General features: G+C 70.1%; 28 protein-coding genes. 17 read left to right on the top strand and 11 right to left on the bottom strand.

Features of this window, described 5'->3' with window-relative positions; genetic code table 11:
- The first annotated feature begins 39 nt into the window (after window positions 1-39).
- The 8 genes from QSK30_RS10780 (at window position 40) to QSK30_RS10815 (ending at window position 4,462) form a co-directional block, all read left to right on the top strand.
- Window positions 40-501, top strand: coding sequence for a gamma-glutamylcyclotransferase family protein (locus tag QSK30_RS10780; RefSeq protein WP_285501871.1), 462 nt, complete (start codon window positions 40-42; stop codon window positions 499-501).
- 66 nt (window positions 502-567) lie between these two features.
- Window positions 568-1,098: an AMIN-like domain-containing (lipo)protein gene (locus tag QSK30_RS10785; RefSeq protein ID WP_285501873.1), complete on the top strand. Its 531-nt coding sequence runs from the start codon at window positions 568-570 to the stop codon at window positions 1,096-1,098.
- Between the two features lie 5 nt (window positions 1,099-1,103).
- Window positions 1,104-1,640, top strand: a complete 537-nt coding sequence (locus tag QSK30_RS10790) for an AMIN-like domain-containing (lipo)protein (RefSeq protein ID WP_285501875.1) — start codon at window positions 1,104-1,106, stop codon at window positions 1,638-1,640.
- Between the two features lie 5 nt (window positions 1,641-1,645).
- Window positions 1,646-2,188 carry an AMIN-like domain-containing (lipo)protein gene (locus QSK30_RS10795; protein ID WP_285501877.1) on the top strand — a complete coding sequence of 181 codons (543 nt, stop codon included), beginning with the start codon at window positions 1,646-1,648 and terminating at the stop codon, window positions 2,186-2,188.
- A gap of 17 nt (window positions 2,189-2,205) precedes the next feature.
- A complete protein-coding gene (locus QSK30_RS10800; protein WP_285501879.1) occupies window positions 2,206-2,691 on the top strand; it encodes an AMIN-like domain-containing (lipo)protein in 486 nt (161 codons plus the stop codon).
- Window positions 2,692-2,761: 70 nt separating this feature from the next.
- Entirely contained in the window at window positions 2,762-3,319 is a 558-nt protein-coding gene (locus QSK30_RS10805) for an AMIN-like domain-containing (lipo)protein (RefSeq protein ID WP_285501881.1), read from the top strand.
- A 22-nt stretch (window positions 3,320-3,341) separates the two neighbouring features.
- Window positions 3,342-3,905, top strand: a complete 564-nt coding sequence (locus QSK30_RS10810; protein WP_285501883.1) for an AMIN-like domain-containing (lipo)protein — start codon at window positions 3,342-3,344, stop codon at window positions 3,903-3,905.
- A gap of 5 nt (window positions 3,906-3,910) precedes the next feature.
- The gene (locus QSK30_RS10815; RefSeq protein WP_285501884.1) at window positions 3,911-4,462 is read left to right on the top strand and encodes an AMIN-like domain-containing (lipo)protein; all 552 of its coding nucleotides are present in this window, start codon (window positions 3,911-3,913) and stop codon (window positions 4,460-4,462) included.
- Window positions 4,463-4,506: 44 nt separating this feature from the next.
- Here the strand turns inward: QSK30_RS10815 and QSK30_RS10820 are convergent, their stop codons facing one another.
- From QSK30_RS10820 to QSK30_RS10850, 7 genes are all read right to left on the bottom strand, one after another.
- Window positions 4,507-5,145: an RloB family protein gene (locus tag QSK30_RS10820; RefSeq protein ID WP_285501885.1), complete on the bottom strand. Its 639-nt coding sequence runs from the start codon at window positions 5,143-5,145 to the stop codon at window positions 4,507-4,509.
- A gap of 4 nt (window positions 5,146-5,149) precedes the next feature.
- A complete protein-coding gene (locus QSK30_RS10825; protein ID WP_285501887.1) occupies window positions 5,150-6,430 on the bottom strand; it encodes an AAA family ATPase in 1,281 nt (426 codons plus the stop codon).
- Window positions 6,431-6,578: 148 nt separating this feature from the next.
- The gene (locus tag QSK30_RS10830; protein WP_285501889.1) at window positions 6,579-7,859 is read right to left on the bottom strand and encodes an amidohydrolase; all 1,281 of its coding nucleotides are present in this window, start codon (window positions 7,857-7,859) and stop codon (window positions 6,579-6,581) included.
- 846 nt (window positions 7,860-8,705) lie between these two features.
- Window positions 8,706-8,936, bottom strand: coding sequence for a hypothetical protein (locus tag QSK30_RS10835; protein ID WP_285501890.1), 231 nt, complete (start codon window positions 8,934-8,936; stop codon window positions 8,706-8,708).
- Window positions 8,937-8,975: 39 nt separating this feature from the next.
- Window positions 8,976-9,965 (bottom strand): methylmalonyl Co-A mutase-associated GTPase MeaB, encoded by a 990-nt coding sequence (meaB, locus tag QSK30_RS10840; protein ID WP_285501892.1) that lies wholly within the window; start codon window positions 9,963-9,965, stop codon window positions 8,976-8,978.
- Entirely contained in the window at window positions 9,958-12,138 is a 2,181-nt protein-coding gene (scpA, locus tag QSK30_RS10845) for a methylmalonyl-CoA mutase (protein WP_285501893.1), read from the bottom strand. Before scpA ends, meaB begins: the two co-directional genes overlap by 8 nt.
- Window positions 12,135-14,006 (bottom strand): methylmalonyl-CoA mutase family protein, encoded by a 1,872-nt coding sequence (locus QSK30_RS10850; protein WP_285501895.1) that lies wholly within the window; start codon window positions 14,004-14,006, stop codon window positions 12,135-12,137. Before QSK30_RS10850 ends, scpA begins: the two co-directional genes overlap by 4 nt.
- A 127-nt stretch (window positions 14,007-14,133) precedes the next feature.
- On the opposite strand from QSK30_RS10850, the gene QSK30_RS10855 reads away from it, so the two are divergent.
- On the top strand, window positions 14,134-15,798 hold the full coding sequence (locus tag QSK30_RS10855; RefSeq protein ID WP_285501896.1) for a serine/threonine-protein kinase: 1,665 nt from the start codon (window positions 14,134-14,136) through the stop codon (window positions 15,796-15,798).
- Here QSK30_RS10855 and QSK30_RS10860 read toward each other — a convergent pair whose 3' ends face one another.
- Window positions 15,799-17,070: a hypothetical protein gene (locus tag QSK30_RS10860; RefSeq protein ID WP_285501897.1), complete on the bottom strand. Its 1,272-nt coding sequence runs from the start codon at window positions 17,068-17,070 to the stop codon at window positions 15,799-15,801. It abuts the gene before it with no gap.
- A gap of 99 nt (window positions 17,071-17,169) precedes the next feature.
- On the opposite strand from QSK30_RS10860, the gene QSK30_RS10865 reads away from it, so the two are divergent.
- From QSK30_RS10865 to QSK30_RS10875, 3 genes are all read left to right on the top strand, one after another.
- Window positions 17,170-17,661: a hypothetical protein gene (locus QSK30_RS10865; RefSeq protein WP_285501899.1), complete on the top strand. Its 492-nt coding sequence runs from the start codon at window positions 17,170-17,172 to the stop codon at window positions 17,659-17,661.
- Window positions 17,662-17,737: 76 nt separating this feature from the next.
- On the top strand, window positions 17,738-18,040 hold the full coding sequence (locus QSK30_RS10870; RefSeq protein WP_285501900.1) for a hypothetical protein: 303 nt from the start codon (window positions 17,738-17,740) through the stop codon (window positions 18,038-18,040).
- A gap of 15 nt (window positions 18,041-18,055) precedes the next feature.
- Window positions 18,056-18,208, top strand: a complete 153-nt coding sequence (locus QSK30_RS10875; protein ID WP_285501901.1) for a hypothetical protein — start codon at window positions 18,056-18,058, stop codon at window positions 18,206-18,208.
- 12 nt (window positions 18,209-18,220) lie between these two features.
- On the opposite strand, the gene QSK30_RS10880 is transcribed toward QSK30_RS10875, so the two are convergent.
- On the bottom strand, window positions 18,221-18,874 hold the full coding sequence (locus QSK30_RS10880) for a MerR family transcriptional regulator (protein ID WP_285501903.1): 654 nt from the start codon (window positions 18,872-18,874) through the stop codon (window positions 18,221-18,223).
- 84 nt (window positions 18,875-18,958) lie between these two features.
- On the opposite strand from QSK30_RS10880, the gene QSK30_RS10885 reads away from it, so the two are divergent.
- Genes QSK30_RS10885 through QSK30_RS10900 form a run of 4 tightly spaced genes read left to right on the top strand, consistent with a single transcriptional unit; the run spans window position 18,959 to window position 22,666 of the window.
- Entirely contained in the window at window positions 18,959-19,822 is an 864-nt protein-coding gene (locus tag QSK30_RS10885; protein WP_285501905.1) for a hypothetical protein, read from the top strand.
- The gene (locus QSK30_RS10890; protein WP_285501907.1) at window positions 19,819-20,244 is read left to right on the top strand and encodes an ABA4-like family protein; all 426 of its coding nucleotides are present in this window, start codon (window positions 19,819-19,821) and stop codon (window positions 20,242-20,244) included. The genes QSK30_RS10885 and QSK30_RS10890 overlap by 4 nt, the downstream gene beginning before the upstream one ends.
- On the top strand, window positions 20,241-21,053 hold the full coding sequence (locus QSK30_RS10895; RefSeq protein WP_285501909.1) for a purine-nucleoside phosphorylase: 813 nt from the start codon (window positions 20,241-20,243) through the stop codon (window positions 21,051-21,053). Before QSK30_RS10890 ends, QSK30_RS10895 begins: the two co-directional genes overlap by 4 nt.
- Entirely contained in the window at window positions 21,050-22,666 is a 1,617-nt protein-coding gene (locus tag QSK30_RS10900; protein WP_285501910.1) for a phospho-sugar mutase, read from the top strand. Before QSK30_RS10895 ends, QSK30_RS10900 begins: the two co-directional genes overlap by 4 nt.
- Before the next feature lie 327 nt (window positions 22,667-22,993).
- Here the strand turns inward: QSK30_RS10900 and QSK30_RS10905 are convergent, their stop codons facing one another.
- Window positions 22,994-24,052, bottom strand: a complete 1,059-nt coding sequence (locus tag QSK30_RS10905) for a DNA cytosine methyltransferase (protein WP_285501911.1) — start codon at window positions 24,050-24,052, stop codon at window positions 22,994-22,996.
- A 9-nt stretch (window positions 24,053-24,061) separates the two neighbouring features.
- Window positions 24,062-25,246, bottom strand: a complete 1,185-nt coding sequence (locus QSK30_RS10910; RefSeq protein ID WP_285501913.1) for an MFS transporter — start codon at window positions 25,244-25,246, stop codon at window positions 24,062-24,064.
- Between the two features lie 65 nt (window positions 25,247-25,311).
- Between QSK30_RS10910 and QSK30_RS10915 the strand changes: the two genes are divergently transcribed.
- A complete protein-coding gene (locus tag QSK30_RS10915) occupies window positions 25,312-25,677 on the top strand; it encodes a MerR family transcriptional regulator (protein ID WP_285501927.1) in 366 nt (121 codons plus the stop codon).
- Window positions 25,678-25,860: the final 183 nt, after the last annotated feature.

The raw sequence follows: 25,860 nt of genomic DNA on the forward strand, positions 1-25,860 counted from the left end.
CTTCCCGCCACCCGGTGGGTGTGTGGCTAGGCTGTCCGCGTGTCGCTCTACGCCGCCTACGGGTCGAACATGGATCCGGGCCAGATGATGCAGCGGGCCCCGCACTCGCCGATGGCCGGGACGGGGTGGCTCGTCGGCTGGCGCCTGACCTTCGGCGGTGAGGACCTCGGCTGGGAGGGCGCGCTGGCGACCATCGTGGAGGAACCGGGGTCGCAGGTGTTCGTCGTGCTCTACGACGTCACCGACGACGAGGTCAACCTCGACCGGTGGGAGGGCTCCGAGCTGGGCCTGCACTCCAAGATCCGGTTGCGGGTGCAGACCCTGGAGGGCTCGGTGCTCGCCTGGCTCTACGTCCTCGACGCCTACGAGGGCGGTCTGCCCTCGGCTCGCTACATCGGTGTGGTCGCTGATGCCGCTGAGGCGGCTGGGGCACCGGCCGACTACGTCACGGGGTTGCGCACTAGGCCATGCAGTGGAATCGGGCCCGCCACCGCCAGCTGAGCACAACGCCCGGATGTGTCGCACGTCTCTTCGGATATCGCTGAACGCGATCCGAGGAGATGAGGCATGGACTACCGAAGACCTCTCATCGCTGCCCTGCTCACCACGGGGCTGACCGTTCCGATCCCGGCCGCGGCCGCCGAGCCGTACTGCGGGATCACCTGGGGCTCGACCGACAAGTCGCAGTGGTTCGTCGCGGCCGAGTCCACCATCACCGGCGTGCGCGCCGGGCGCCACGACTGCTACGACCGCCTCGTCGTGGACCTGGCCGACGCGCAGGAGCAGGACTACGACCTGCGCTACCAGGACAGCATCTACGACTTCGTCACCGGCGCGCCGATCGCCCTGCGCGGCGGCGCGTACCTGATGGTGCTGCTGGACTCCGGCCCCAACCAGTTCTGGGACCCGGCGAAGCGGACCGAGCTGGTGGACGTCGGCGGGTACCGGACGTTCCGCCAGGTCGCCTACACCGGCCGCTACCGCTCCGGCCTCTACCTGGCGCTGGGCGTCCGAGCCCGCCTGCCCTACCGCGTCTCGACCTTGCGCACCCCGGGCCGACCGACCCGGCTGGTCATCGACGTCGCCCACCAGTGGTGATCGGCGTGCGGCGAACCGCGCGGGCGCTGGCCACCGCCGGTCTGACCTGGACACTCGCGCTCACCGCTCCGGCGGTGGCGACCGCCGAGCCGTACTGCGGGATCACCTGGGGCTCGACCGACAAGTCGCAGTGGTGGGTCGGGGAGACCTCCACGATCCTGGCGCTGCGCGCCGGGCGGCACGACTGCTACGACCGCCTCGTCGTGGACCTGGCCGACGCGCAGGAGCAGGACTACGACGTGAGCTACCAGGACGTGGTCTGGGACTTCATCGCCGGCGAGGAGCTGTCGCTGCGGGGCGAGGCGAACCTGGCGGTGCGACTCAACTCCGATCCTTACCAGTCCTGGGACCCGGCGGGGCGCACCGACCTGATCGACGTGCGCGGGTACCGCACGATCCGGCAGGTCGCCTACCGGGGTTTCATCCGCGGCGGCGTCTACCTCGCGCTGGGCGTCCGGGCCCGCCTGCCCTACCGCGTCTCCACCCTGCACACCCAGGGCCAGCCGTCGCGGTTGGTCATCGACGTCGCACACCAGTGGTGATCGGGATGCGAAACCTCGTGAGAGCCCTGCGGGTACTGACCGCCTTCTGTCTGATGTGGACGATCGTGCTGGTGGCGCCGCCCACCGCCGCGGCCGCGCCGTTCTGCGGGATCACCTGGGGCTCGGGTGAGAAGTCCCGGTGGACCGAACCCGAGTCGGTGATCCGGGGCGTGCGCGCCGGACAGCACGACTGCTACGACCGGCTGGTCGTCGACTTCACCGGGTACGCCGGGCAGGACTTCCAGGTGCGCTACCAGGACCACATCTTCGACTTCCTGACCTGGCAGAACATCACCCTTCGCGGCGGCGCCTACCTGGAGGTGCTGCTCGACTCCGACAACGGGCAGTTCGCCGATCCCGCCACGCGGACCGAACTGGTCGACGTGGGCGCCTACCGCACGTTCCGCCAGATCGCCTACGCGGGTGAGCACCGCGCGGGCTCCTACCTCGCACTGGGGGTGCGGGCGCGGTTGCCGTTCCGCGCCTTCGTGCTCCAGGCACCCGGCCAACCGACCCGGCTGGTCGTCGACGTCGCTCATCAGTGGTAACCGTCCGAGGGGGACACATGAAGAGGAGCAGGATTCGAAGACTGATCATGGTCGTGGCCGTCTGTCTCACTGGGACAGTGGCCGCGGCGAGCCCGGTGGCGGCGGCGCCGTACTGCGGGTTCAGCTGGGGCTCCACGCCCAAGTCGGTCACCGTGGCGGTCGAGACCTCGATGTACCAGGTCCGGGCGGGCAGGCACGACTGCTACGACCGGTTGGTCGTCGACATGGCCGACTACGGGCCGCAGGGCTACGACGTGCGCTACGTCGACGAGATCATCGACAGCGCCACCGGCCGCCCGATGCCGGTGCGCGGCGGGGCGCGGCTGCTCGTCTCACCGCAGTCGACCCTGCACGGGGTGTTCGGCGTGCCGGACCGCACCGAGGTGGTCGACGTCCGGGGGTACCGGACCCTCCAGCAAGTCGTGTACACCGGGAGCTGGTACTCGGCTGGCCCGTTCGGCGTGGGGTGCGGGCCCGGCTGCCGTTCCGCGTGCTCGTGCTGAGCGGCCCGGACGAGCTGACCCGGCTCGTCGTCGACATCGCCCACCAGTGGTAACCGTCCGAGGGGGAAACATGAGGGGAAGCAGGGCACTCGCGGTACTCGCGGCCGTCTGTCTCATGGGGACACTGGCCGGGGCGGTCCCGGCGACCGCCGAGCCGTACTGCGGGATCACGTGGGGTTCCACCGCCAAGACGGTGGTGGTGCAGCGGTCCATCAACACCCTGTACGACGTGCGGGCGGGCAGGCACGACTGCTACGACCGCGTGGTCATCGAACTGACCGAACCGGGCGCGCAGGGGTTCGACGTCCGCTACGTCGACCAGGTCATCGACCTGGGCACCGGGGCGCCCGTCCCGTTGCGCGGCGGGGCGAGGCTGCGGGTCAGCACGGCGCCCGCATCGGTCTGGAGCGCTACCGGGCACCTGCTCTACGACCCGCCCAACCCGGCGGAAGCGGCGGATGTGCGGGGGTTCCAGACGTTCCGGCAGATCGCGTTCGCCGGGGACGACAACAACGTCGGCTTGTTCGGGCTCGGTGTGCGGGCCCGCTTGCCGTTCCGGGCGTTCTGGCTCGACGGGGACGAGCACACCACGCAACGCCTGGTGGTCGACGTCGCCCATCAGTGGTGATGGGGATACGAGGGAGGAAGCTATGAAGGGAAACTGGAGACGGTTGCTCACCGCGGTCCTGGCGGTCGCGGTGGCGGGGACGTTGGCGGTCGCGGGTTCGTCGACCGCGTCGGCGACCCGGGCGGCCTGCGGGATCACCTGGGGTTCGGGGGACAAGAACGCGGGCGGCCTGGAGCGCGGGCCGCTCACCAACGTCCGAAGTGGACAGCAGGACTGCTACGACCGGCTGGTGCTGGACTTCGCCGCCCCGGGTGCGCACGGCTACTCCGTGCGCTACGTCCCCGAGGTCGTCGAGGACGGCTCCGGCAGGCCGGTCCCGCTGCGCGGTGGGGCGAAGCTCCAGATCACCGCCTACGCGCCGGCCTACGACGACGCGGGCCACTCGACCTACAACCCGCCCAACCGCGCGGAGCTGGTGAACGTCACGGGTTACCAGACGTTCCGCCAGGTCGCGTGGGCGGGCAGCTTCGAGGGCTACACCACGATCGGCCTGGGCGTGCGCGCCCGACTGCCGTTCCGGGTGTCGACTTTGGACGGTCCGGGCACCGCGAGCCGCATCGTCATCGACGTCGCGCACACGTGGTGACCGCCGTGCGACGACGACTGCTCTCGGCGATCGCGGCGCTCGCCCTGGTCGCGAGCATGACGGTCGCCGGGGCCACGACGGCCTTGGCGGCGCCGTACTGCGGGATCACCTGGGGCTCGCAGGCCAAGGACCAGCTGATCCCCGGCTACGGTTTCGTGGTCGGGATCCGCGGCGGCCAACAGGACTGCTTCGACCGGCTGGTCTTCGACATCGCCAGCCCCGGGGCGGGCGGCTACTTCGTCAACTACGTCGACGAGGTGACCACCGACGGCTCGGGCGAGGTGGTCCCGGTCCGTGGCGGGGCGAAGCTGCAGGTCGTCGCCCGCAACCGGTCGTGGGGTGACGACGGTCAGCTGACGTTGCACCCGGACAGCTGGACGGAACTGGTGGACGTCACCGGGTGGCGGACGTTCCGCCAGGTCACCTGGGCGGGCACCTTCGAGGGCGACACCACGGTCGGCCTGGGCGTGCGCGCCCGGCTGCCGTTCCGCGCCTTCACCATCACCGACCCGGGCGGCCGCGGCCGCCTGGTGGTGGACGTCGCGCACTCCTGGTGAGCGGCAGGCCGGGGAGGATCCGCAGGGGGACCCTCCCCGGCCACTCACCGATCACCACTAGGTCCACAATGGATCGTCGACTCGATCGCCTCCAGGAAGCTGTACATGGTCGACGAAGGGTTGTCGTGCGGTGCCGAAGTCCGGTCCTCCTGGTGCCGCCACGACAGCCGGGCAGCCCGTTCAGCCGCGATAGCCCGACTGGTCATGTAGCGGTCGGCATCGATCCGCTTGCCCGCTCGGCCCTCCAACGCGCGACTGCGCCGCTCGGCGTCGTCGGTGTTCAGGAATGCGGTCTGATCTGTGAAGTGCAGGAGGAGCCACAGCTCGAAGCAGGGGTTCGAGATCGCCAGCCGGACTCCGTGCTGCTCGGCCAAGTGAATGGCCTGCTTGAGGTTGGGGTGGTGCTGGGGCCACTCGACGTCGAAGAGGCACCAGCACTCATCGACCTCGTCGTCTTTGCCGCGCTCGACGGCCCGGCGAACCAAGGTCATCGGAACGCCTTGATCGGGATCGATTTCGATGTCAATCGCGGTACTGGCACGGACATCCGGGAGGCGCTTCAACGCGTTGACGTAGTCGGGCTCGGATGCCTCACCCTCGCAGAACACCACCACGGTCTTGCGCTCTGGCCTGCTCGCGGTCTTCCGTCGAAGGTCTTTGGCCTTCGTCCTGCGTGGTCCCATCGGTTCAGCCGATCAAGCCGAGTGCACGCAGCATCTCGACGCGGTCGACCTCCGGCAGCGCACCGAAGCGTCCGTGCAGGTATGCCTTCTCCAAGTTCTGCGACCTCCTGACCCGCTCGCCCGCGAACTCGGCGAGAGCACCGAGTCGGGTTGTGCCGTCTTTCGCCTTCTCGGTCAACCAGACCTCGTCGCGGTTAAGGTGGTTGAGCAGACTGGTGTCATGGGAGGTGAACACCAGTTGAGCACCCAGAGGATTGGTTGCAGGGGACTGGAAGAGACGAACCAAGTGCATGGACAAGGTGGGGTGCAGGCTCGCGTCCAGTTCATCGAACAACACCAGGGAACCTGATCCGAGCGCCGCGAGAACAGGACCGATTGTCTCGAACCAGGTACGCGTTCCCTCCGACTCCGCGCTGAAGCTCAGCGGTGCGCGTTCGTGTTCAGTGCGGTGCACGAGACGCACGCGGCGCTGCGTCCGCACTTGCTCCGGATCGCTCCCCAGAACCACTTGGTGGTCTTCGACCAGCACGTCGTCGATTCCCAGGTCCGCCATCCGGAGCAAGGCCAACGCCTGCTCGCGACTGGCACGCCTGGACTCGGCAGGGCCGCCTCCAGCGTCGTCCAGTGTCAGCTGGTTGTCGTCGGTGTTCTCGTCGAACAACCTGCGGGTCGAACGCAGATCGAGAAAGCCACGTCTTGTCCGTGGCTGTGGTCCGAGAATCTGTACGTCTAGCAACTGCTGGGCAAAGCCTGAGACCACGGGCTCACCGAACCTGCGGGCGACGGAGAGCGCGAGTGTTCGAGGCGTCAACAGTTCGCGCGTACCCGACAGGCTTCCCAGACCGCGCTGGAGCGTGAGCTCCCCTCCCACACGCTCGAAGACGCGGCGGCGTTTCTTCTCCGGGTAGTGGAAGAGGCCCTCGTAGTGAACGGCATCGCGAGTCAGCTCGACGACGTACTCGAACCGCACCCCGGCGACAGTCAACTCGAGGGTGAACTCTGACATTCTGCCCGCGCCGTCGGCGAAGGCGAACGGCTCGACCGGGATCACGTCGTCCCACAGCCGCAGCGAGTTGCCGACGGCGGACCGGAGCCAGGACAGGGCAGCGAGGATGTTCGACTTGCCGGAGGCGTTCGGCCCGTAGATCGCGGCCACTGGGAGGAGGCTCGCGCCGATGTTGGCGATCGGGCGAGCCTCCTCCCGGTCTAGATCCACCGCGACCAACGAGAGCTCCACCGACTCGAGGATCGATCGGAAGTTGGATACCTCGAAGCGGATCAACACGTCCCGCTCCTCTCTGGCGCCCAACACGCCGTCACAGCCTCGATTTCGTCGAGGATGTGCGACAACTTACCTCTGTCAGCAGGCCAGACGCGAGCAAGGCAAGAACGAAAGGCGTGTTGTGACCACTTGGCAGGGTGCGGGGAGAGGGCTAGGACAGGGCGGCCAGCGCGGTGTGCGTCATCACCCGGATGCCCGCGAGCAGCGCGCGCTCGTCGAGCTGGAAGGTGGGCTGGTGCAGGTCGCGCATCGGGCCCTCGCCCGACCACACGCCCAGCCGCATGAAGGAGCCGGGGATCCGCTCGAGGTACCAGCCGAAGTCCTCGCCGCCCGCGGACTGCTTGGTCCCGGCCAGCGCGTCCTCGCCCAGCGCCGACTCGATCGCGGTGCGCAGGTACTGGGTGCTCTCCCGCTCGTTGATCACCGGCGGCACGCCGCGGCGGTGCGTCAGCTCGTAGCCGACACCGGTGGGCGCGAGCAGCGACTGGACCAGCTCGGCGACCAGCGGCTCCAGGTCGGCCCAGACGTCGTGGTCACCGGTGCGCAGGGTGCCGCGCAGCAGCCCCTCCTGCGGGACCGCGTTGGCCGCCTCGCCCGCGTGCACCGCGCCCCACACCAGGACGGTGCCGGAGCGGGGGTCGATCCGGCGGGACAGCAGCGCGGGCAGGCCGGTGATCACGGTGCCCAGCGCGTGCACCAGGTCGGCGGTCAGGTGCGGGCGCGAGGTGTGCCCACCGGGCGAGGTGAGGCGCAGTTCGAGCAGGTCGGTGGCCGAGGTGATGGCACCGACCCGGGTGCCCACCCGCCCGACCTCGGTGCGCGGGTCGCAGTGCAGGCCGAAGATCCGCTCGACCCCGTCGAGCCCACCCGCGGCGATGACGTCGAGCGCGCCGCCGGGCATGACCTCCTCGGCGGGCTGGAACACCAGCCGGACCCGCCCGGGCAGACTGGGCGCGGAGGCCAGCGCGATGCCGGTGGCGAGCAGGATCGTGGTGTGCGCGTCGTGGCCGCAGGCGTGGGCGGCACCGGGGGTGTCCGCCGCGTAGGGCAGACCGGTGGCCTCGGTCATCGGCAGCGCGTCCATGTCCGCGCGCAGCGCCACGCAGCGCTCGCCCTCGCCGACGTCGCAGACCAGGCCGTTGCCGCTGGGCAGCAGCTCGGGCTGCAGGCCGAACGACTTGAGCAGCCCGGCCACCAGCTCGGTGGTGGCGAACTCCTGGCGGGACAGCTCGGGGTGGGCGTGGATGTGCCGGAACCAGGCCAACACGTCCGCCGCGTTGGCGGCCAGCCACTGGTCGAGCCAGTCGGGCCCACGTCCCGCGCCGAGATCCTCCACACTGGGCATACTGACCCCACTGGGTGTGATCAGCACGGCAGGGTCCGACCTTCTTTCGTCAAATGGCAGGTCAGGCCGCGAATCCAGCACAGTCACGCGACCCCTCCGGGTATGTTCTCGTTCTCGGCTGCGGTGTCCATTTGCCTCGATACTGCCGCATACCGCTGACACCCCCGACCAGATCCCGGGGAAGAACGGCCCGCGGTCGCGGAGCTGCGACGAACGGGCGGGAGTGTTCGGCCTCACTGGTGAAGTGATCAAGATGATCGGTTCCCGCACCGGGGTGAACCGCAGTTCACCCCCCAAGATCACCCAAACGGGCGGTAGGCCGCACCGATGGCCGATCCCCGCTAGCACCCTCGGCAACCCAACGCCATTGATTCAATCCGCCCGAACACCGAACACCCAACACCGAAACCCGAACACACAGCCCCGCTGGGCCGCCCTTCGAAGGTTTCCCAGGAACTCGCCGATCAACCGCCACAACCACACAAACACCAACCAACCAACCAACCGCAGCGCAGCGACGGCCGCCCCCAACCAGACCGCAGCGGCAGCCCGCTCCCGCTGGTACCGCGGCGAAAAGGCCGCCCTCCAGTTACGCGACAAGATCCCCACCCCGCTGGTACGCAAGCCCCGCTACGGATGCTCGATCTAGTGGACTCGCTTCGTGTGGGGGGAGAGCACCGCTAAACTTGACCTGTGGTGGGAATGCCCTTGACCCGCCCTTCTTTCCCACCGCGGTGCTCTAGGGGCCCCACACGAAGCGAGTTCACTAGATCGAGCCCCGCTTCTAACCCGGGCAACGAAGACGGCACCTCGCCAAGCACTCCCAGGGCGAGCCCACGCTTGTAACCCGGGCAACCCAGGGCGGCAAAACCCACCAGACCGAACCCCGGGCAACGAAGACGGCAACCCCGCACGAGCACCCCAGACCAGCGCCTACCCCTTCTTGCGCTTGGCCCGAACCCGGTTCCCGTACACCACGATCCCCAGCAGCACCGCCGCCGTGATCCCCACGACCAGCTTGCTCTTCGCGTCCCCCGACACCTGCGGCGCGACGATCTCGGGCCCGGACGGCGCGGTCGTCTGCGCCGAGGCGAGCGGCGCGGTCAGGGTCATCAGGACCCCGAGGAGCACGACGAGCAGCAGCCGAGTGCGGCGAGTGGGCAACAGGCGGCCCTCCAGGTAGGGGAGAAGTCGACTACCAGACTAGTCCGGGTCACCACGCTGCGCGAAGGCCGAAAGGATCTTCTCGGCGGCCAGCGTCGGGGTGAGCGCCCCGGCCCGGACCTGGTCCTCCAGCACCGGAGTCAGCGCCCGGACCGCCGGGTGCGCGTGCAGCCGGGTGAGCAGGGTGTCCTGGACCATCGCCCAGGTCCAGTCGACCTGCTGGCGCCTGCGCCGCTCCGCCAGCTCCCCGGACGCGGTCAGCCGCGCGTGGTGCGCGGTGATCTCCGCCCACACCTTGTCCAGGTCGGTGTTCTCCGCCCCGCTGCACGTCAGGACCGGCGGTGCGTCGGCCGATCGGAGCAGCCGCATAGCGCCCGCGAGCTCCCGGGCGGCCTTCTGGGCCTCGCGGGTGTGCGCCCCGTCGGCCTTGTTCACCGCGATCACGTCGGCGAGCTCCAGCACGCCCTTCTTGATCCCCTGGAGCTGGTCGCCGGTGCGCGCCAGGGTCAGGAACAGGAAGCAGTCGACCATGTTGGCCACCGCGGTCTCCGACTGGCCGACGCCCACGGTCTCCACCAGCACCATGTCGAACCCGGCCGCCTCCATCAGCACGATGGTCTCCCGGGTCGCCTTGGCCACCCCGCCGAGCGTGCCGGAGGTGGGCGACGGGCGGATGAACGCCGCCGGGTCGACCGCGAGCCGCGACATCCGGGTCTTGTCGCCGAGGATGCTGCCGCCGGTGCGCGTCGACGACGGGTCCACGGCGAGCACCGCCACCTGGTGCCCGGCGCCGGTCAGGTTGGTGCCGAGCGCGTCGATGAAGGTCGACTTGCCGACGCCGGGCACCCCGGTGATCCCGACCCGGTGCGCCCCACCGGCGTGCGGGAGCAGCTCGACGAGCAGCTCCTGGGCCAGCGCCCGGTGGTCGGCGCGCCGGGACTCCACCAGGGTGATCGCCCGGGACAGCAGGCCCCGGTCCCCGGCGAGCACCCCCTTGGCGTAGGCGCGCACGTCCACCGGCTTAGCCAAGCTCGTGCCCGTGCTGCTCGGCCAGCTTGCGCAGCAGCTCGGCGGCCGCGTCGGCGATCACGGTGCCCGGCGGGAAGATCGCCGCCGCCCCGGCCGCGCGCAGCTCGTCGAAGTCCTGCGGCGGGATGACGCCGCCGACGACGATCATGATGTCGTCCCGCCCGAGGGCGGCCAGCTCCTCGCGCAGCGCGGGCACCAGGGTGAGGTGGCCCGCGGCGAGGGAGTTCACCCCGACGATGTGCACGTCGGCCTCGACGGCCTGGCGCGCGACCTCGCCCGGGGTGGAGAACAGCGGGCCCACGTCGACGTCGAAGCCGAGGTCGGCGAACGCGGTGGCGATCACCTTCTGGCCGCGGTCGTGCCCGTCCTGCCCCATCTTCGCGACCAGGATCCGGGGGCGGCGCCCCTCCTGCTCGGCGAACGCCTCGACGACCGCGCGCGCGTCCTCCACATTGGACACCTGGCCGACCTCGTCGCGGTACACCCCCGAGATGGTACGGATCTGCGCCGCGTGCCGCCCCCAGACCTTGCCCAGCGCCTCGGAGATCTCGCCGACCGTGGCCTTGGCCCGGGCCGCGTCGATGGCCAGCTCCAACAGGTTCCCGTCGGCGTCGGCGGCCCGGGTCAGCGCCGCCAGCCTGCGCTCGACCAGGTCCGCGTCGCGCTCCTCGCGCAGCCGCCGCAGCTTCTCGACCTGCTGCGCCCGCACGCCCGCGTTGTCGACCTTGAGCACGTCGATCTGCTCGTCCTCGGCCAGCCGGTACTTGTTGATCCCGATCACCGGCTGCCGCCCGGAGTCGATCCGCGCCTGGGTGCGCGCCGCGGCCTCCTCGATGCGCAGCTTGGGGATGCCCTCGTCGATCGCCCGCGCCATCCCGCCCGCGGCCTCGACCTCGCTGATGTGGCCCCACGCCTTGCGCGCCAGCTCGTAGGTGAGCCGCTCGACGAAAGCGCTGCCGCCCCAGGGGTCGATGACCCTCGTGGTGCCGGATTCCTGCTGCAGCAGCAGTTGCGTGTTGCGGGCGATGCGCGCGGAGAAGTCGGTCGGCAGCGCGAGCGCCTCGTCCAGGGCGTTGGTGTGCAACGACTGCGTGTGCCCCTGGGTCGCGGCCATCGCCTCGACGCAGGTGCGGATCACGTTGTTGTAGACGTCCTGCGCGGTCAGCGACCAACCGGAGGTCTGGCAGTGCGTGCGCAGCGAGAGCGACTTGCTGTCGGCGGGGTCGAACCCCTTGACCAGCTTGGCCCACAGCAGCCGGGCCGCGCGCATCTTGGCGACCTCCATGAAGAAGTTCATCCCGATGGCCCAGAAGAACGACAGCCGGGGCGCGAACTTGTCCACGTCGAGCCCGGCGTCGCGGCCCGCGCGGAGGTACTCCACGCCGTCGGCCAGCGTGTAGGCCAGCTCCAGGTCGGCGGTCGCCCCGGCCTCCTGCATGTGGTAGCCGGAGATGGAGATCGAGTTGTACTTCGGCATGTTCCGGGAGGTGTAGCCGAAGATGTCGGAGATGACCCGCATCGACGGCCCCGGCGGGTAGATGTAGGTGTTGCGGACCATGAACTCCTTGAGGATGTCGTTCTGGATGGTCCCGGCCAGCTGCCCCGGCGCGACGCCCTGCTCCTCGGCGGCCACCACGTAGAGCGCCAGCACCGGCAGCACGGCACCGTTCATGGTCATCGACACGCTCATCCTGTCCAGCGGGATGCCGTCGAAGAGCTGGCGCATGTCGTAGATCGAGTCGATGGCCACCCCGGCCATGCCGACGTCGCCCGCCACCCGCGGGTGGTCGGAGTCGTAACCGCGGTGGGTGGCCAGGTCGAAGGCGACCGACAGTCCTTTTTGGCCTGCCGCGAGGTTGCGCCGGTAGAAGGCGTTGGACTCCTCGGCGGTGGAGAAGCCCGCGTACTGCCGGATGGTCCACGGCTGGTTCACGTACATCGTCGGGTACGGCCCGCGCAGGTACGGCGCGATCCCCGGGTAGGTGCCCAGGAAGTCGAGCCCGTCGAGGTCCGCGGCGGAGTACACCGGTTTGACGCCGATGCCCTCCGGGGTCTCCCAGGCGAGCGCGTCCGCGCCCTTGCCGGTGCTGTCCTGCACCGCGGCCCGCCAGTCGGCGGCGGTGGTCGCGGCGGGCTCACCCAGCTCGACGGTGGAGAAATCGGGGATGCTCATGCGGTGACTCCCAGCGTCTCCAGGGTGGCGCGCAGCACCTGCGGCGCGTCGCAGCCGGTGAACACGAAACCGTCCACACCGGAACGAAGGTGGTCATCGGAAGGCTTGCCCGCCAACAGGACCTGGGTCGCGCCAGCTGCTTTGAGCGCCTCGGTGACCGGTCCGACGAGCTCGGCGTAGGACTTCTCCGAGCCGCACAGGCAGGCGACCGCCGCGCCGCTCTCGGTGAACCGGGCGGCAGCGGTCTCCGCGTCGGTGATCACGCCGCCGGTCGGGGTCTCGATGCCGCCCGCCTGGAACAGGTTCGCGGCGAAACCCGCGCGCGCGGTGTGCGCGGCGACGGGTCCGAGGGTGGCGAGGAAGACCCGCGGCCGGGCACCGGTCTCGCCGAGCACCCGGTCGGACAGGTCGCGCAGCTCCTCGTACGCCTCGGCGTACCGGACCACGGGCAAGCCGCCCGCGGGCGCGGCAGGCGCGGGCGGGCGGACCGGGGCCCGCTCGGCGAGGTTGGGGAACTCGCTGACCCCGGTGATCGCGTCGGCCCGGGTGGCCAGGTTGGCCGAGCGGGCCGCCCAGGTCGTGGCCAGCCGGTCGGCGACCAGGCCCGCGTCGAGGGCGGCGACCAGGCCGCCCGCGCGCTCGATCTCGGTGAACCACGCCCAAGCGGCCTTGGCGAGCTCGTCGGAGAGGGTCTCGACGTACCAGGACCCGCCCGCCGGGTCGATCACCCCGGCCAGGTGGGACTCCTCGAGCAGCACCGCCTGGGTGTTGCGGGCGATCCGGCGGGCGAAGCCGTCGGGCAGGCCGAGGGCGTGGTCGAACGGCAGGACGGTGACCGCGTCGGCGCCGCCGACACCCGCGCCGAAGCAGGCGAGCGTGGTGCGCAGCATGTTCACCCAGGGGTCGCGGCGGGTGACCATCGCGGGCGAGGTGACCGCGTGCTGCCGCGGTGAGCCTGCCTTGGTGACACCGCTGACCTCGGCGACCCGAGCCCATAGTCTGCGCGCGGCGCGGAACTTGGCGATGGTGAGGAACTGGTCGGCGGTCGCGGCGAGGCGGAACTCCAGCTGACCCGCGGCGGCGTCGACGTCCAGGCCCGCGGCGGTAAGGGCCCGCAGGTAGGCGACGCCCGCGGCGAGCGCGGCGCCCAGCTCCTCGGCGTCGGAGCCGCCCGCCTGGTGGTAGGGCAGGCCGTCGACGACGATCGAGCGCAGCCTCGGGTAGTCGGCGGCGGTCTTGCGGGCCAGCTCGGCGGCGCCGTCGAGGTCTTGGTGCTGACCGGTGCGGGCGTGGTGGCCGAGCGGGTCGGCACCGAGGTTGCCCTTGACCTCGCTGGCCGGGATGCCCTTGTCCGCGTGCACGCGGAGCAGCTCCTCGGCGGCCGCGGCGAACTCGGCGCCCGCGTCCAGGGTGACCGGGGCGAGGTCGAGGTAGACGTCGCGGAGCACGTCGCCGATCCGGTCGACCGGGAGACCCGCGGCGCCGACGACGAGCCATAGCGAGCTGACGCCGTTCTCCAGGTCGGCCAGCACGGTCTCGGCAGTGGTGCCGGGGTCGGCGTGCCGCTGCCGGACGTCCCACCCGGACGCGACGTTGCCCTCCGGTCGACCACCGCGCAGGTACGGCGGGAGGCCGGGGTAACCGGGTACGGCTTTGGCCTCGGTATAGAGCGGGTTCAGGATCACGCCGTCGTACGTCCGGGTGGCGAGCAGCGTCTCGACCGGGTCGTCGTACCCCTCCGGCACCGAGTTGGTCTTGCGCAGCACCCGCTCTACCAGCTGTTGCCACTGCTCACGGCCCGCGGCGGCGAACTCACCCGCGAGGACCAGGTCGTCCGGCTCGGTGTGCGGCGCGGAGGGGGATGTCATGCCCGGCAATGCTACGGATACCGGCCCGGGACACCAGGTGACCGCCGTGTGAGGCTGATCGCGGTTACCGACGGGTTAAGTCGTGCTTTAACCCCGGTCCGACCACCGCATCGGTCAGAATGGCGCCGTGTCCACCCCCGAGTCCGAGCAGCGCCTGGTAGCGGGCCGCTACCGGCTGCGCAGGCTGCTCGGCGAGGGGTCGATGGGCACGGTGTGGGAGGCCTACGACGAGTTCCTCCGCCGACCGGTCGCGGTCAAGCAGGTTCGACTGCCACCCGACGGTGAGGTGGCCGAACTCCGCGAGCGCACCCTGCGTGAGGCCCGGGCCATCGCGGTGGTGTCCCACCCGAACGTGATCGTGCTGCACGACGTGGCCCGCGAGGACGACGAGCCGTTCGTGGTCATGGAGTTCATGGCCGCGGCCAGCATGGCCGAACTGCTCACCGCCAACGGCGCGATGTCCACCGAACAGGCCGCCGTGGTGGGCGACGCGGTGGCCGCCGGGCTGCAGGCCGCGCACGAGGCGGGCGTGGTGCACCGGGACGTGAAACCGGGGAACGTGCTGGTCGGACCGGACGGCCGGGTCAAGCTGACCGACTTCGGGATCGCCCGCAACGTCTCGGAGCGGACGATGACCAGCACCGGGATCATGCTCGGCTCGCCCTGCTACATCGCCCCCGAGATCGCCTCCGGCGAGGCCGTCACCCCCCAGGCCGACCTGTGGGGCCTGGGCGCGACCCTGTTCGCCGCGGTCGAGGGGCACGCCCCCTACGACGCCGACGCGCCCGCGATGGAGATCGTCGCGCAGGTGGTGGACGCCGAGGTGCCGTCGCTGACCTACGACGGGCCGATCCACAAGGTGATCACCGGCCTGATGGTGAAGGACCCGATCGAGCGAATGCCGCTGCGCGAGGTCCGGGAGCTGCTGTACCCGCTGTTACCGCCACCGGGCAGCCCGGTGTACGACAGCTTCGCCCTGGCACCCACCCCGCCCGAAGAGGCACGGACGGTGCTCACCAAGCCCGCCGCCGTCGAGTCCGGCACCGACACCGGCGCCCCGCTGGCGGCGGTCCCCGGCCCGCTGCCGTTCCTGGAGGTGCCGGCCCCCGAGGTGCCACTCCCCCGGCGAACCCCGCTCGCCACCGGCCTGCTGGCGGTGAGCGCGGTAGTCCTGTTCCTCACCGCGACCGTCGGCGGCTTCGCCCTCACCCGCACGGTCGGCGGCGAAGCGATCCTGCCCCCCGGCGCCCCGACCACCGCGTCCCAACAGGCCTCGGCCCCGCTGCGTGAACTGGTCCCCCGAACAGCGGACGCCGCGACCCTGGCGGGTGAACAAGGCGGCAGCTTCGCCATCCCGGTCCCGGGCGACTGGGTGAAGTTCGTGGAGCAGCGCTCGGCCAAGACCCTCCCGAACAGCACCCGGGTGCACTGGGTCTCCCCGGACGGCGCCTCGGAACTGGTGGTGGAGCGGTTCCCCAACTTCTACCCGAAGTACACCGCCGAGCAGTACCTGCGGGTGCTGGCGGGCCGGACCCCCAGCTACCGCACGGTCGGCACCACCCCGATGGACTCAGGCACCCCGGAACCCGCCACCCAACTCACCTACCGCAGCATCGACACCGCGGGCAACATGCCGTCGGGGACCAACGTCAACCGGTCGTCGTTCGCCAACATCCTGCCCCGCGGCAACGACCTGTGGGTCGTCAGCGTGACCGTCCCAGTCGAACAGGAGGACACCGGCAGGCGGGGGTTGTTCGCGCGCATCGCCCCGGAATTCCGCACCCTGGGCTGATCACGAGTCGGACCGGCCAGGTCCCAGCTGCTTCCGGACGGAAACCCTGGTGGCCCTGGACAACCAGCGCAGCGCCGACTCCCGGTCGCTGACGAGTCCGCTGATCTGGAACGCCAGCAGCGCGGCGACGTGACAGCAGTCCGCGTCGGCCGCCAAGACCAGTCGACCACCGTCGAGCTGCCACAGGATCGCCTTGCCGCCGCCCATGCCCGCCCAGTGGTCGTCGAGCACCCCCAGGGCGGCCCGGTGGTCGTCCAGCAGCGCCAGGCAGAGCGCCCGGTTGTAGATGTTGACGCACCGGGGCTGGTAGCCGAGGACCTCCGCGCGCCGCAACTGCTCCAGGGCCGCCCGGGGGTTGAAGGCCATGAGGCAGAACCCGAAGTTGTTGGCCGCCGAGGCGTCCTCGGGGTTCTGGCTGACGGCGAACTCGTAGAGGGCCGCCGCTTCCCGCGCCCGGCCGTCCACGAGCAGGCCGACGGCGTGCCGCATCATGTTCGACGCCAACGCGCCGTCGAGGCCGACCGGGGTCTCGTACGACGCGCCCGCCGACACCGTGGTCGCCCGACGCGCGATCTCGGCGTTCAGCTCGGCAGCCACCACGAGCCGGTCGGCCATGATCACCTCCGCGCAGGGCGGTGGGTCGATACCCGCCATCCAGCGGTGTTCGAGGTGCAGGGAGGTGGTGCTCCAGTCGGTCAAGCGGGTCACCGAGAGCCGCTCGACGATCCACCGGTACTGCGGGACGACGTCCCGTTCGAGGGCCAGGTCGACATCGGGTTCCGGCGCGACGGCGGGTGGGCGCAACGCGAGCAGGTCGGCCAACGGCGCCGTTCGGGTCCACGGCAGCACCTTCGTGACGATCGCCCCGACCACCGCCGTCACGTGGTCGAGACCGGGGCGCCCGGCGCCGACAGCGGCCGTGGCGCGCTCGATGTCGGACCACAGGATCCGCTGCCAGCCACCCGCGTGGTCGTCGGGGGTGGTGGCGCTCGCCGCGTCGAACGGCGAGCCCTCGACGCGCACCGACGGAAGCCACCGGGGCAGGAACGTCGTGACCACGTTCGAGATCAACTCCGGACCGAGACCGAAGCGGACGATGCTGTCACCGTCCAGACCGCGCACGGTCAGCTCGTCGACGATCGCCTGGAGCGAACCCGCGTTCCTGACGAGGGCGGGCGGCCAGGACGTCCTGCCGTGCAGCGCCTCCCGGAGGGCGGAGACCAGGCTCACCGTGCGCCAGCCGGACAAGGCCTCAGCCGCCTCCGTCAACATGACCTGACGTGCATCGAAGCGATCGAACAAGGCTCACGCACCTCCGCTAGGCAGGATCGTGCACAAGATCTTACCTTGCCGACAGCCAGGATCGTACCTATGATGATGGCGGAGGGTACCGACGTGGACGACATGATCTTTCAACCCAGTGACCTGGCCACCCAGCGACGAGTGCAGTTCATGGACGCCGCGAGATCGGGGCGCGCGCGACTGCGGGACAAGGACGGCTCGGCCTTCGTCATGCTCCCGGAGGGCAAGGTCGAGCTGCTGGAGGAGCTCGCCCGGTGGAACTCCGCCCACCTGCGGCTCGAACGACTGCTCGAGCGCGGCGAGCCGTTGTCCGTCTCGACCCTGGGTGAGCTGGCCTGGCTGCGGGTCTTCGACACCGAGGACATCAGGGAGTTCCTGAGCGAGCTGCACGAGGCGCTCGTGGCCTCGTACGCCGACGGGGCACTGGCGACACTGCGCGAGTGCGTCGAAGCCTGGCGTACGACCGCGCGGCAGGTGGAAGACCCGCTCCGGCGTTCTGTGCTGCGCGGGAGCCTGGCCGCCCAAGACCTGACCGAGGCATTGAGACCGGATGGCACCTGACCGCGCCTACCAGCCCTTCCAACCCGCCAGACGCCCAGGATCAGGTCCCGGCGAGGCGCCGTGCTACCGGGTGTTGGTGCACCGCAAGTTCCACGGGCACTGGAAGGAGATGGTCGACCGGGTGGGCCTCGACCAAGCCCAGGAGCTGTGGGACCACTTGGCGAACAGGCCCGGACAGAAACCGGACACCGCGGGCTCCTGCTTCCTGCGCGGCAAGTTCGGCCGCCCGCAGGGAGTGGGGTGGTCGCGGACCATCCACTACGAGCTGTCCTCGATGGCCAGGGTGGACTACCAATACCACGACAACTTCACGACCCGGCCGGACGGGGACGCACACCCCGTGGTCGCCATCCTGACGATCAGCTACTCGAGTCACTGACCCTGCCGTGAGCGCGTGCACCAGAGCGAGGACCAGATGCCGACCGACGCCGTCACAGCACTGGCCGAGGAGTTCAACTCCGGCCGGTTGAGCATGGGCGAGTACCTGCGCCTGGTCGACCTGGAACGCGCCGAGACACTACCGAGCCCAGCGGCCACCGCCGGCTGAACCGGGGCCGGCTCAATCCGAAAGGGACTGTCGATCGCCGCCGCCGGGGAAGCGGGTGGCGGTTTCCGAGGCTTGGGCGAGTCTGCGGAGGGTGATCATCACCGAGTCGCCCAGGACGGTGCCGACGACGACCGCCTCGAGCAGGTCGTCCACCGTTCGGGCGCCCACGACGTAGTCCAGGTCCGCGACGCCGATCTGTTGCATGATCGGTCCGTAGCGGCGGATGAAGTCCAGGAACCGGTCGTGTCCCAGCGATCGCGCCGTCACCAGGACGGTTGCCAGGGCCTCCACCGCGAAGTGCTTCGGGGAGACGTCCCAGCCTAGTTCGATGACCAGGTCGTGGATCTCCTTCTCCGCCGACGATTGCGCGTCGACGGCCGCGGGCTCCGGGACCGGTAGCACCGCCTTCTGCACCGTCTTGAGCAGATCCTCCATATCGGACTCCGGCGCGTCCACAGTGGACAGAATGCCGCGGACCGCCGCCACCGACAGCCCGCCGACGTCGATCAGCGCTCGGACGAGGCGCAGGCGGTGCAGGTGGGTGTCGTCGTAGCGGGCCTGGTTCGGGCTGGTGCGCTCGCCGGGCGGGAGCATGCCTTCGCGCAGGTAGTACTTGATCGTTGGCACCGCCACGCCGCTGCGCTTGCTCAGCTCGCCTATCCGCACCGAAACCCCTCTCGACAACCGACCCCGGATAGCGTACTTATCGATAGTAGACAGCACCACTATCCATAATCGAGGGGCGAACCGATGCGGACCTGGCACCGACCATTACTCCTGTTCACCGCGCTCATGGCCGCGACGGCGCTGGTCAGCGCGGTGGGGCTGCTCGTCGACGACCGCGTGCTGGTGGGCTCGCCGATCTGGCTCAAGCCGCTCAAGTTCAGCCTCTCGTTCGTGGCGTTCGGCCTGAGCTGGGCCTGGCTGCTGTCGCTGGCCCCGCGCACCCGCCTGATCAACGCCACCGCTACCACCGTCGTGCTGGCCTCGGTCGCCGAGATGGCGATCATCGTCGGCCAGGTCGTGCGCGGCAGGCGCAGCCACTTCAACCAGACCACCGAGTTGGACGGGATGCTGTTCAGCATCATGGGCGCCACGATCGTGGTGCTCTGGGTGGGCACCCTGCTCCTGACGATCAAGATCGCCGCGCAGCGGCTGGGGACTCGGTCGGAGCAGCTGGCGATCCGCTGGGGCATGCTCATCTCGCTGGTCGGGCTGCTGCTCGGCGGCCTGATGCTGGGCAACTCCAGCGGCGTGGAGAACGTGATCGGCGCGCACAGCGTCGGCGTCCCCGACGGCGGTCCGGGGCTGCCGCTGGTCAACTGGTCCACCACCGGCGGCGACCTGCGCGTCCCGCACTTCATCGGCATGCACGCCCTGCAACTGCTCCCGCTGGTCGCGCTGGCGGTCCGCCGCCGCCCCGAACCCGCCGCCGTCCGGGTGATCTGGACGCTCGCCCTGGGCTACAGCGCGCTGGTAGCACTGGTCACCTGGCAGGCTCTGCGCGGCCAGTCGATCATCCACCCGGACTGGGCCACCGGCACCGCGTTCGGCGTGATCGCCGTCGGGGTCGCCATCGGCCTGGTCACCGCACGGGAGAAGGTCACCGCGTGAGCACCCTGTTCGACCTCGCGTTCTACGTCGTGGCGCCGTTCTGGGCGCTGATGGTCTTCGCGCCGACCTGGTCGGTCACCCACCGGGTCATCAGCAGCCCGCTGATCCTGCTGCCCGGCATCGTCGTCTGGGCGATCGCCGCGATCCCGGTGTTCCCCGACCTGTGGGCGGCCGTCTCGCAGCCGACGCTGGCGAAGTTCACCGCGTTCCTGGGCGACGACAACGCCGTCACGCTGATCTGGGCCCAGGTCCTGGCCTGGGACCTGTTCATCGGGCGGTGGATGTACCTGGAGTCGCGCGAGCGCCGGATCCACCCGCTGATCATGGGTCCACTGCTCGTGCTCACCGTGCTGCTGTCCCCGATCGGGGTACCGGTGTTCCTCCTGCTGCGCATGAAACCCCGCGTAGGCTCCGCAGTGTGACCGGCATCGACATCGACACCGACCCCCGCCACGTCGCCGACCAGGCCGCGAAAGCGCTTGCGGACCGCACCGGCGTGGACAGCCACGACCTCGCGCTCATCCTCGGTTCCGGCTGGCGGCCCGCCGTCGACGGCCTCGGCACGCCCGCCGCCGAGGTGCCGATGGCCGACCTGCCGGGCTTCCTCGCCCCGACGGTCCAGGGCCACGGCGGCACGGTTCGCTCGATCGAGGTCGAGGGCAAGCGGGTCCTGGTCATGCTGGGCCGCACGCACCTCTACGAGGGCCACGGTGTCGCCCGCGCGGTGCACAACGTGCGCACCGCGGCGGCGGCCGGGATCAAGTCGGTGCTGCTGACCAACGCGGCGGGGTGCCTGCTGGAGGGGGTGCGGGTCGGCCAGCCGGTGCTGATCAGCGACCACATCAACCTCACCGCGCGCTCGCCGCTGGTGGGCGCGGAGTTCGTCGACCTGACCGACCTGTACTCGCCGCGGCTGCGCAAGGTCGCGCGGGAGATCGACCCGACGCTGGTCGAGGGCGTCTACGCGGGCCTGCCCGGGCCGCACTTCGAGACCCCCGCGGAGATCCGCTACCTGCGCGCGATCGGCGCCGACCTGGTCGGCATGTCGACCGTGCTCGAGGCGATCGCGGCACGCGCTGCGGGCGTCGAGGTGTTCGGGTTGTCGCTGGTCACGAACCTGGCGGCGGGCATCACCGGCGAACCGCTCAACCACGAGGAAGTGCTGGAGGCGGGCCGGGTCGCGGCGGAGGGCATGGGCGGGCTGCTGCGCGAGCTGGTCGTCCGGTCGTGACCAGGCTGACCCCGGCCCTGCGGGACCGGGCGTTCCGCTGGCTGGCCGACGACCCCGACCCGGCCGCCAAGCTCGAGCTGCAGACGATCGTCGCCCGCGCGATGGGCGGCGACCCGGGCGCGGTCGAGGAGCTCGAAGACCGGATGTCCGGGCCGCTGACCTTCGGCACGGCAGGCCTGCGCGGCCCGGTGCGCGCCGGGCCGAACGGCATGAACCGCGCGGTGGTGATCCGCACGACGGCCGGACTGGCGACGTGGCTGCTCTCCCAGGGCCACGCGGGCGGCACCGTGGTCGTCGGCCGAGACGCGCGCCACGGTTCTGAAGTGTTCTATGTGGACGCTGCGGAAGTATTGGCGGGAGCGGGTTTCGACGTCCGAGTGCTACCACAGCCGTTACCGACCCCAGTGCTGGCGTTCGCGACGAGGTCACTGGGAGCAGTCGCGGGTGTGCAGATCACGGCGTCGCACAACCCACCAGCGGACAACGGCTACAAGCTCTACGACGACGGTGGCGCACAGATCATCCCGCCCGCGGACGCCGCGATCGAGGCAGCCATCGCCGCCGCCCCGGCCGCCGTCTCGGTGCAGCGGTCTTCGGCATGCACCACACTCGGCGACGAGATCCTTCAGTCCTATGTAGATAGCGTGGCCGTGCTGCCACGCGGAACCGCACGCGAGCTTCGCGTGGTAGCGACGGCGATGCACGGGGTAGGCGCCGGACCTCTGGCATTGGCGTTGCACCAGGCGGGATTCGTCGACGTGGGGATAGTGGCCGAACAGGCCGTACCAGACCCGAATTTCCCGACGGTGCCGTTCCCAAATCCGGAGGAGCCCGGCGCAACCGACCTACTACTGGCCAAGGCGGTAGCGGTGGACGCCGACTTGGCGATCGCCTTGGACCCGGACGCGGACCGGTGCGCGATAGGCGTCAAGGACACCAACGGCAACTGGCGAATGCTGACGGGCGACGAGACCGGATCCCTGCTCGGCGAGCACATGTTGTCCACTTCAGACGCGGTGAACCCATTGGTGGCGAACACGATTGTGTCGTCGTCGATGCTCGCCTCGATTGCGGCAGCGCACGGGGCCCGGTACGCCGCGACGCTGACCGGCTTCAAGTGGTTGGTCCGCGCGGGCGATGGCCTGATCTACGCGTACGAAGAGGCTTTGGGGTTGTGTGTGGACCCCGGCTCTGTTCGAGACAAGGACGGGATCGCGGCGGCGGTACTGGCTTGCGACCTGGCGGCCACATTGCGGGCTTCCGGCAAGACCGTGGTGGATGCCCTAGAGGCGCTGGCAGTGGCGCATGGGCGCCATCTGACGCAGCAGATCTCGTTGCGGGTGGGAGATTTGGGCCGAATCCGCACGCTGATGTCTGGACTACGATCGACTCCACCCACCACCCTTGGTGGCGTCGCGGTGGTGGCCGAGGACTTGCTACCGGAGGCGGACGTGCTGCGGTATGTGGGCGACGGGGTGCGGGTGATCGTTCGGCCTTCTGGGACAGAGGCCAAGATCAAGGCATACCTGGAGGTCGTGGCGCCTGCGGCTGATGGGGCGGCGGTGGGGCGGCTTGAGGCGTTGGCGGTGGAGGTTGAGGAACTGCTGCGCTGACGCTGCAGCGTCCTTTGGTTGCCGTCTTCGTTGCCCGAGTTAGAAGCGGGGCTCGATCTAGTGAACTCACTTCGCGCGGGGCCCCTAGAGCACCGCGGTGGCGAAAAAAGGGCGGGTGAAGGGCATCCCCACCACACGGCAAGTTTAGCGGTACTCCTCCCCCACACGAAGCGAGTCCACTAGATCGAGCATCCGTAGCGGGACTTGCGTTCCAGCGGAGGCGGCTTATCCGCTGCGGTTGAGTGGGGTCGGCCTCTCCCCTGCAGTTGGTGGAAGCGTGGGGCGACAGTTGCTTGTGCATCAGCAGGTTGCGCGGGGCACCTCCACCTAGCCGACCAACCTCCCGGCAGCGAGACGCCACTTGCTCTCCACCGCACCATCCAACGCAGTCTCATCCAGCTGAATCCCCAGGGCCGCCGCCAGCACATGCGCCGCCAGTCGAGGCGGGATCGCGTTCCCGATCTGCTGGGCGATGTCTCCCCCAGACCACGGGTAATCGACAGGAAAACTCTGCAGCCTTCCCGCCTCCGCCAACGTGAAGCGGTCCAGCTCCGTGCCATCAGCAGCGACCAAGCGATTGCGAGAGATCTTGCCGGTCACAGTTGCGGCAGGTTCAGCAGAGGTGCGCCTGCCGCGCGCCTTGGGGTCGCCGCCAGTACCGTAGTTCGAGATCACGACAAACGGCGAGGGCCTGCGCAGTGCGGATCCCATGTTCTCCCAGGGACGCAGCCGACTGTCCCCTTCGGACTGGAGCATCCCCTTGCGGTACCGCCGATGCGTCGGTGCGGGCAGACTCACCTGCCGGTCGCGACGGGCGATGAGGATGGCTCGCCTGCGGGTCTGCGGTACGCCGAACTCCTCGGTGTTCAGGATGCCGCAGGTGGCCCGGTAGCCGATTCCCTCCAGCGCTTCCCGGACCGCTTCCCAGACCGGGAGGACGGCCGGAACCTGTTCCAGCACAATGGTTTCATACGGCCGACCCAACTGCTCCGCCGCCAGTGCCCACCGCAGTGGTTGCAGGACGAGGCCGGTGCGTTCGTCGTCCAGCAGTGCGAGTTCGGCGGCGACTCCGTCGTCTCCTGCCGCCATTCGCTTGACGAAGGCGAGCACCTGCTCGAGCGCACGACGACCCGCGCCGCCGCCGGCCACGGTGTAGGTCTGGCAGGGTGGGCCGCCCGCCAGGATGGTGGCGTCCGGGAAGTCCGCGGGGCCGTACCCGCGCACGTCGTCGCGCGTGGTCCCCAGCCCCGCCGCCGCTCGGGTGGCGCAGGCGTTGCGGTCCCACTCGATGCCGTGCACGCCCAGCCCCAGCCACCGGGCCGCCACGTCCAGGCCGCCGGGGCCTGCGAACAGGTCGACCATGTCGACCGGCGGTGAGGACGTCATGGCCAGATATTAGTGCCCGTCCCGGCTCGCCGGCAGGACCCGCGCCGGGAAGGCGTGGCGGCGGGCGAACAGGACGACGAGCAAGACCGGGGTCAGCAGCGCGAGACCGGTCCACGGGAACACGACGGGCCCGACCTGGGCGAGCAGCACACCACCCAGGATGGCGCCCCCGGCCATGGCCGCGTTCCACAAGGTGACGAGCATGGCCTGGGCGACGTCAGCCGACTCGCCCGCCGCGTTGGCGGTGGCGGTTTGCAGGAGGGTGGGGATACCGCCGGAAGCCAGGCCCCAAGCCGCCAGCGCCGTGTACACGAGGAACGGACTGTCGGACAGCACGGCCAACATGGTCACCGCGATCGCGAACAAGGCCAGTCCACCAAGGGAAAGCGCGCGCAGTTGACGGTCCACATAGGTCCCGACCGCCCAGATCCCGGCTATGGAGGCGATCCCGAAGATCAGCAGCGCCAAGTCCACCCGGTCCCCCATCCCGAGCCGCTCCAGGAAGCTCGCGATGTAGGTGTAGAGGATCGCGTACGCCAGCACGTAGACCAGGGTGACGAACAGGACCGGGAACACCCCGGGGATCGCCAGCGTCCGCAAGACCGGCGGGCGGCCACCCGGCGAACCGGGCTGGTCGGGCACCAGCGCGGTGATCCACACCAGCAGCCCGACGGCCACCGCCGTCATCACCCAGAACGTGACCCGCCAGCCCAGTGCCCCGCCCAGGAAGGTGCCCGCGGGCACGCCGAGCGACAACGCCACCGGCACGCCCGCCATCACGATCGCGATCGCCTTGCCCTGCGACCCGGGCGGCGCGAGACGGCGGGCGTACCCGACCAGCAACGCCCACACCAGCCCGGCCGCGATCCCGGCGACGAAGCGGCCGACCATGGTCAGCGCGTAGACGTCGGCGACCGCCGTGACGGTGTTGGCCACCGCGAACCCGACGATCGCCAGCAGCAGCACCCGCTTGCGGCCCCAGCTCGCGGTCGCGGCGAACAGCGGGATGGCCGAGATGGCGGTGCCCACCGCGTAGATCGTCACGGACTGCCCCATGGCTGACTCGCTGACGCCGAGGTCCCGGCTCATGGCCGGCAGGACGCCCGCGGGCAACGCCTCCGTGAGCACGGTGATGAAAGCCGCGGTGGCCAACGCGATGAGGGCCGGGGTTCGTTGTCGGAGCTCGGTGCGCATACCGGTATCGTCGAACCATCACACTTGTGTGAGGGTCCAGCGATCCCGGCGTGAGGACGACCACAGTGCGCATCGGCGAGCTGTCCGACCGGACGGCCACACCGCGCAGACTGCTGCGGTACTACGAGGAGCAGGGCTTGATCGTGCCCGCCAGGTCGCCCAACGGCTACCGGGAGTACGACGAGTACAACGTCGACCGGGTCCTGCAGATCAGGGGACTGCTCGACGCCGGGCTGCCGACCCGGATCATCAAGCAGATCCTGCCCTGCCTGGACAAGCCGCGGGCGATCGTCTTCGCCGACGCCACCCCGGAGATGATCGCGACCCTCGAGCACGAGCGCGACCGGATGACCGAACGGGTCAACTGCCTCACCCGCAACCGCGACGCGATCGCCGAGTACCTGGACGCGGTCCTGGCCAACCGCGGCTGATCGGAGGGCCACCCGGAGGGCGCAGCGGTCGCGCGGACATGCGCCACTCCGGGACTCGGCTAGGGCCTGTATCGAAGTCGATCAGAGCCATTCGTTGATCGCGGCGACATAGACGGTGGCTTCGTAGCGCACGGCCAGCTTGTCGTACCGGGTGGCCACGGCACGGTGGCGTTTGAGCCGGTT

Source organism: Actinokineospora sp. NBRC 105648, assembly GCF_030269645.1.
GTDB lineage: Bacteria > Actinomycetota > Actinomycetes > Mycobacteriales > Pseudonocardiaceae > Actinokineospora.

What these genes read in the sequence shown, in the direction of transcription:
- QSK30_RS10800 (WP_285501879.1), top strand. Translation starts at nt 2,206, where the DNA reads ATGAAGAGGAGCAGGATTCGAAGACTGATCATGGTCGTGGCCGTCTGT.
- QSK30_RS10850 (WP_285501895.1), bottom strand. Translation starts at nt 14,006, where the DNA reads ATGACATCCCCCTCCGCGCCGCACACCGAGCCGGACGACCTGGTCCTC.
- QSK30_RS10885 (WP_285501905.1), top strand. Translation starts at nt 18,959, where the DNA reads ATGCGGACCTGGCACCGACCATTACTCCTGTTCACCGCGCTCATGGCC.
- QSK30_RS10810 (WP_285501883.1), top strand. Translation starts at nt 3,342, where the DNA reads ATGAAGGGAAACTGGAGACGGTTGCTCACCGCGGTCCTGGCGGTCGCG.
- QSK30_RS10805 (WP_285501881.1), top strand. Translation starts at nt 2,762, where the DNA reads ATGAGGGGAAGCAGGGCACTCGCGGTACTCGCGGCCGTCTGTCTCATG.
- scpA (WP_285501893.1), bottom strand. Translation starts at nt 12,138, where the DNA reads ATGAGCATCCCCGATTTCTCCACCGTCGAGCTGGGTGAGCCCGCCGCG.
- QSK30_RS10795 (WP_285501877.1), top strand. Translation starts at nt 1,646, where the DNA reads ATGCGAAACCTCGTGAGAGCCCTGCGGGTACTGACCGCCTTCTGTCTG.
- QSK30_RS10785 (WP_285501873.1), top strand. Translation starts at nt 568, where the DNA reads ATGGACTACCGAAGACCTCTCATCGCTGCCCTGCTCACCACGGGGCTG.
- QSK30_RS10860 (WP_285501897.1), bottom strand. Translation starts at nt 17,070, where the DNA reads ATGTTGACGGAGGCGGCTGAGGCCTTGTCCGGCTGGCGCACGGTGAGC.
- QSK30_RS10865 (WP_285501899.1), top strand. Translation starts at nt 17,170, where the DNA reads ATGATGATGGCGGAGGGTACCGACGTGGACGACATGATCTTTCAACCC.
- QSK30_RS10820 (WP_285501885.1), bottom strand. Translation starts at nt 5,145, where the DNA reads ATGGGACCACGCAGGACGAAGGCCAAAGACCTTCGACGGAAGACCGCG.
- QSK30_RS10905 (WP_285501911.1), bottom strand. Translation starts at nt 24,052, where the DNA reads ATGACGTCCTCACCGCCGGTCGACATGGTCGACCTGTTCGCAGGCCCC.
- QSK30_RS10910 (WP_285501913.1), bottom strand. Translation starts at nt 25,246, where the DNA reads ATGCGCACCGAGCTCCGACAACGAACCCCGGCCCTCATCGCGTTGGCC.